Origin of the sequence: Polaribacter sp., assembly GCF_965660385.1 — a bacterium.
Taxonomy (GTDB): domain Bacteria; phylum Bacteroidota; class Bacteroidia; order Flavobacteriales; family Flavobacteriaceae; genus Polaribacter.
The window spans coordinates 1-5,741 of record NZ_CBFHZT010000092.1; the positions used below are offsets into that span (position 1 = coordinate 1).

At 33.7% G+C, this 5,741-nt stretch carries 2 protein-coding genes and 1 pseudogene; all 3 read left to right on the forward strand.

The genetic code is table 11. From position 1 onward, the window contains the following. On the forward strand, nucleotides 1-1,311 hold a 1,311-nt coding region (locus ACTG3V_RS14830), incomplete at its 5' end, for a hypothetical protein (RefSeq protein WP_439132956.1). Between the two features lie 66 nt (nucleotides 1,312-1,377). Further along, nucleotides 1,378-4,257 (forward strand): alpha-amylase family glycosyl hydrolase, encoded by a 2,880-nt coding sequence (locus tag ACTG3V_RS14835; protein ID WP_439132957.1) that lies wholly within the window; start codon nucleotides 1,378-1,380, stop codon nucleotides 4,255-4,257. Between the two features lie 16 nt (nucleotides 4,258-4,273). After that, nucleotides 4,274-5,741 (forward strand): annotated as a pseudogene (locus ACTG3V_RS14840) (hypothetical protein); the annotation flags it as partial.

A 5,741-nucleotide genomic window follows, 5' to 3' on the forward strand; every position in this document is an offset into this window, starting at 1 on the left:
GCTGGTGCTGTAGATGCTGGTTGGGGATGGGATTCTCCAGTAGAATTGGTTTTACAAGGAAAAACTTGGTCTGGTAACATTAACTTATCTCCAGATAATGGTGGTAACTTTAGATTTTTTACTGATGCATCTTTAACTTGGGATTCACCTAGTTTTAACTTTCCTTACTTTTCAGATAGAAACTACACAATAGATAGCAACTTTGAAGACGCTATGGATGGTGATAACAACTTCTTATTTACAGGAGCAGCTGGAGAATATTTTATCGAAATTGATACTCAAAATAAAGTTATAACGTTAGGCCCTCCTGTTGTTGGTCCAAATTGTAACTTTGATCAACTTTGGGTAGTTGGTGCTGGTGCTGTAGACGCTGGTTGGGGATGGGGTTCTCCAGTTAAAATTAGTTGTACAGGAACTGGAAAATATGAAGGTAATATCAACCTTACCAATGATTCTTTTAGATTCTTTACTGTTGAAGGAGATTGGGGCTCTGGTAGAAACTTCCCTTTTTATGGAAATGATGGTTATACTATAGACAGTAGACTTGAAGATGCTTTAGATGGAGACAACAACTTTAAATTTAATGGAACTCCTGGAGAATATGGCTTAACGATAGATACTGTTGCCAAGACAATTACACTAACTGATCCAATTTCATTTTGTGCATTTGACCAATTATGGTTAGTTGGTGCTGCTACTCCAGGAGGCTGGGGTTGGGATGCTCCAACAGCTTTACCTTGTGTTGGTGCAGGACTATATTCAGGAGAAGTTACATTTACAAACGAAGCTTTCAGATTTTTTACAGCTGAAGGTGATTGGGGTTCTGGACTAAATTTCCCTTATTATGTTGGAGAAGGTTATACCATAGATGGCAATTTTGAAGATGCAATGGATGGAGATAACAACTTTAGTTATATTGGAACTCCAGGAACAGTTACTCTTACAATTGATACAAATAAAAAATCTATTTATATTGGATCAGAGAAAAACTGTGAAAATGACCAACTTTGGTTAGTAGGTGCTGCAACTCCAGGAGGTTGGGGTTGGGATGCTCCAACAGCACTTCCTTGTTCTGGAAATGGAGTTTATTCTGGAGAAGTTACATTAACTAATGAAGCTTTTAGATTCTTTACTGTAGAAGGTGATTGGGGAACAGGTTTAAATTTCCCTTATTACGTTGGAGAAGGTTATACCATTGATAGTAATTTTGAAGACGCAATGGATGGTGATAATAATTTCAGCTTTATAGGTACTGCTGGTACTTTCGCGTTAACAGTAGATACTGTAAATAAAACAATTACAATAAATTAAATAATTAGAATTAATCAAAAAGGTCATAGAATTTTTTTCTATGGCCTTTTTTAAAAAAATACATATATGCTAAAAAAAATACTTCTTTTTAGTTTATTTCTAATTCCCTTAACCTCAATAGCTCAAGTTACTTTTGATGTTAATGCCATAGAAATGAATGAACCTGTAACTTTTACAGTAGACATTAATGCTTCAAGCAGTTGTAATGGATTAAGTAATCCTGCAAAAGTATATATGCATGCAGGTATTGGAAACAATGCCAATGCTTTTGGCTTTAATGTTATTGGTAATTGGGGGCAAGATGATGAAGTTGGAGAAATGACATCAAATGGAGATGGAACTTATAGTATTACAATTACTCCACAGAACTATTTTACCTTAACGCAAACTCAAATTGAAACTGCCACACAAATAGGTATGGTTTTTAGAAACGAAGATGGCAGCCAAGAATTAAAGTTAAATGATGGCGGTTCTTGTGAGGACTTTATTTTCCCTATTGGTTCTGTACAGGTTAATATAACAACACCCTCTACAGAATTGGTTGTTGTAAATTCAGGTGATAATTTATCTGTTAATGCTACCGTAATTTTTCAAGGTAATCCTATACCTATGAGTACTATTGAAGTATTTTACAATGATGTTTCAGTAGCTACAACAACTTGTGGTTTTCCTGCATGTTTAGCTAATATAACTAACATTACAGAAAGTGGTGAAGTAAAAATCGTTGGGACACCAAATGGCTCAACAGAAACAGGTGATGCTAAATTTAATGTTATTGTTGTGCCTAATGTTGTAAATGAAGCAATGCCAGCTGGTATGGTAGATGGTATCAATTATTTAGCTGATGCAACAAAAGCTGTGTTAGTTTTAAATGCTCCTGGTAAAGATTTTATACAAGTTGCAGGTAGTTTTAACAACTATGCTCCAACAGATGATTACAACATGAAAAAAGATCCTGCTACAGGAAAATTTTGGTTAGAGTTGTCAAATTTAACATCAGGACAGATTGAAACTTATCAATATTGGGTATTTGATCAATCGCCTGCAGCAAACTCTCCTAGTTTAGTAAAAACTGCTGATCCTTTTTCTTTTTTAGTTTTATCTCCTTATGATGATCCTTGGATATCTGAAGAAACATATCCAAATATGCCTGCTTATCCTACTGGACAAGAAAGAGAAGTCACTGTTTTACAAACCGGACAATCTGAATATAATTGGCAAGTTACCGACTTTCAAAAACCTAAAAAAGAAGATTTAATTGTTTATGAAGTGCTTGTAAGAGATTTTGACCAAGACCGAAACTATCAAGATTTAATTGATAAAATTGACTATTTTAAAGACCTGAACATCAATGCTATTCATTTGATGCCTGTTATGGAATTTGAAGGTAATGAAAGTTGGGGATACAATACTTCATTTCATACAGCATTAGATAAATTTTACGGAACCGAAGATAAATTAAAAGAATTTATTGACCTATGCCATCAAAATGGTATTGCCATAATCTTAGATGTAGTTTTAAATCATGCTTTTGGTAGAAGCCCATTAGTTAGAATGTGGATGAATGATCCTGATAATGATGGTTGGGGTGAACCAAATTCTGAAAACCCATATTTTAATGAGTTTTCTAGACATAGCTACAATGTAGGTTCAGACTTTAATCATCAAAGTTTACTAACTCAAGAATATTCAAAACGTGTTATTAAACATTGGATTGAAGATTTTAAAATTGATGGTTTTCGTTGGGATTTAACCAAAGGATTTACTCAAAACTGTTCTGGCAGTGATGAAGGGTGTACAAACGCTTATCAACAAGATAGAGTTGATGTTTTAAAATCTTACGCAGATTACTCATGGAGTTTAGACAATGATCATTATGTAATTTTTGAACACTTAGGTTCTGATAATGAAGAACAACAATGGGCAAATTACAAAGATGGAATAATGTTATGGGGTAAAATGACAAATGAGTACAATGAACTTACCATGGGTACCTCTGGCAATAAGAACTTTAATAGAATGGGGCATAAAAGTAGAGGCTTTAATCAGCCAAGACTTTTAGGTTATGCAGAAAGCCATGATGAAGAACGTTTAATGTATAAAAATTTAGCATTTGGTAATAATTCTACAGCTTCACACAATGTAAGAGATTTAAACACTTCCTTATCTAGAATGTCTGCTTTAGGAGCTGTTACCTTAACTATTCCAGGTCCAAAAATGATTTGGCATTTTGGTGATTTAGGAATGGAAAATTCTATTTTTACTTGTGATGATGGAACTGTAAACGAACCTGGAGGTACAGATGGAGACTGTAAATTAGCTACAAAACCACAACCTCAATGGGCTAATAATTGGCTTACAAATGCCAACAGAAAAATGGTTTATGATGATTGGGCTAGAATAAACTTATTAAAAACTTCTTTACCTGTTTTTGAAGGTGATTACACCATCTCTTCTGGTACTTTAACACCTAGAATAGATATTTATAATACAAATATTCCAGAAACTGAATTAAGAAACATTATTGTTTTAGCAAACTTTGATGTTGTAGCACAGACCATAGACACCAACTTTCCTTTAACAGGTGATTGGGTTGACTTAATGGACCCAACTGGAAACACCACCTATTCTGCAGCAAGTATAACTTTACAACCTGGTGAGTTTAGGATTTTTGGTAACCAAAAAGCAACACTTTCTACTGATGCATTGATATCTGAAAGCAGTGTACGCATTTATCCAAACCCAACAACACAATCTTTTTCGATTTCTAAAGCAATTAAAAACCTAAGTGTTTACGACATTACAGGTAAAAAAGTAAAACAGTTTTCAAAAAGCGATATCATCAGAAATGTATTTTCTGTAACTAATTTAAAATCGGGTGTTTATTTTGTTAGAATAAAAAATGACATGAATAAAATGATAACCCAAAAATTAATTATTAACTAATCTTAAAAAAGAACACATGAAAAAAAATTATTTTATTAAAGGATTGAGTATTTTATTTTTATCGCTTTTTGTAAGTGCTACTAACTATGCTCAATTAGGTACAGACACTTTTAATATTGCATCAGATAGTGGTAGTGATTATACCTCTGGAACATGGTTAGATGGAAGCAATTTAGGAACTGGATTTGGAAATTGGACACTCACTCAAAGTGCTAATAACGCTGGTAGATATATTGGAGGAACAGGACAAGGTACGGATAGCTTTGGGCTTTTTTCTGAAAATGCAGGTAATTTTTCAGCTGCTGAAAGAACCTTTTTGTCAGATTTAAAAAGAGGGGAAACAATTTCTGTAAATATTGGACATACTACTACAATCAATGGTGAAGTATTTCTTCAACTTTTAGACGACGGCGTTGTTGTGTTTACATTAAAATTTGTTGGTGGCACCTCTGATTGGCAATTAAATGACGGTGGAAGTGATTTTGCTATTGCCCAGCCTTATGCTGCAAATACTAGTTTAGCTTTTAGCTTTACTTACAACGAAGATGGCACATATTCTTATACTTTTGGTTCTGCTAGTGGAAATAATTTTAGTCCAAATAATACAATTTCTGGAATAAATAGTATAAAATTTCAGTCGACCAATCAAGGTGGTGGACAAAATTTTGGTTTTAATAACTTAAATATAGAAAGTAAATATACTATTACAGGGAATAGCACAGTTGCTTCTAACTCTGATATAACCATTCCTTATTTAGATGTTCATTCAGGTAGTACTGTTAATATTGAGAATAATGTGAGTATTACAAATGACTTAAAAGTAAGCGGAACAATAAACATTAGCTCAGGATCTTCTATGATTGTTGGAGGCACATCAACAGGAAATGTTACTTACAACAGAACACTAAATTTTGTTTCTGGAAATACTAATGGATGGCATTTAGTAAGTTCTCCTGTTGCTGGTGAAACCTTTGATAATACATTTGCAACAAATAATGATATTGCTTCTGGAACTAGCACTAATTTAGGAGTGGCTTCCTATAATACTACTGGAAATACTTGGACTTACCTTCAATCACCTAGTGGAAGTATTTCTTCTACTTCTGGTACGGGATATTCAATGAAAAGAGCTTCCACTGGTACTGTTTCTTTTACAGGAACTATAAATACTAGTGATGTAAATGGTGTATCTGTAGGTACTGATGATGGTGGATTTAATTTATTAGGTAACCCTTATACTGCTTACATGAGTAGCCAAACTTTTTTAAATGCAAATACAAATACTACTGGACAAATATGGACTTGGACTGATGGAGCAGGTTATACAGCAAGAACTGCAGAAGACAACTTTACAATAGCTCCTGGACAAGGTTTCTTTGTAAGTGTAACTAGTGGTTCAACAGTAGATTTTGCAGCATCTAATCAGGCATCTGGAACAGATAACTTTCAGAAAAATGATAAAACTGAAATTTCTTTGTCAATTG